This window comes from Burkholderia sp. APQ4-4ca (genome assembly GCF_057837105.1).
This window is the reverse complement of sequence record NZ_JBYQCG010000040.1, coordinates 1-702: the sequence shown is the minus strand read 5'-3', so window position 1 is coordinate 702 and position 702 is coordinate 1. Positions and strand designations below refer to the sequence as shown.

The following is a 702-nucleotide window of genomic DNA, read 5'->3' as shown; positions in this document are numbered from 1 at the left end:
TCGCCGCGGCCGGTCCCACGCAGCGCGCGGCGCAGATGGCTCATCTCGTTCTGGATCGTCCGTGCGCTGATGCCGGCGTCGATACGCGACACCACGTAGTTGCGCAGCTGTTTTTCAGTGACGGTGGCCGGGGCGACCTGGCCGTACCGACGGTGCTTCGCATGGGCCGCAAAGGCTCAAAATGTGGTGCGCATCTTCTGCTTCGTGAGCGTGGCCGCGCCCTTATGCAGCGCCGCGCTCATGAACTTCGCCTCGATGGATCTCGGCTTGTTCGACGTCGGTTTGCTCATCTGCTTTGCTCGTGGGTGGTTTTGCCTTGTCGCGTCGCTCCAGCGAGGCGGGTACTACGTTTGTTTAGAGAGGAGTGGCCGCCACCTGGAGGTGGGTTGGATGGCCGGGGGACTGCGTGCCGATCAGGTCGTTTGTCGATCGCCGGTTGGCCGGTTCGACGCGCCGACAGTGCGCGTAACTACGTCGTCAAAGAACAAGCGCCTGGACTGGCGCGGGAGAGATGGGGGGGCGCCAGCGCGTCACTGATACGCGCTGCGCATCAGTGACGCGCTGGGTTCGCGAGTGCGAGCGGTGCTGATGTGACACGGTGGTCAGGAACGCGTGGAAGCATCGTGCTTGACCCGCTGCGTCTGGCTGTCGGCACAGCTGGACGGGGGGGCGCGCGAGCGATGGCGTTCGGAGCACACGGGG

General features: G+C 65.2%; 1 protein-coding gene. It reads right to left on the bottom strand.

Translation table 11 applies throughout. The features are described from left to right. The coding region (locus AC3IFE_RS01570; protein WP_489189389.1) for a phage integrase N-terminal domain-containing protein at positions 1-107 on the bottom strand (107 nt) is incomplete at its 3' end. Positions 108-702 lie beyond the last annotated feature (595 nt).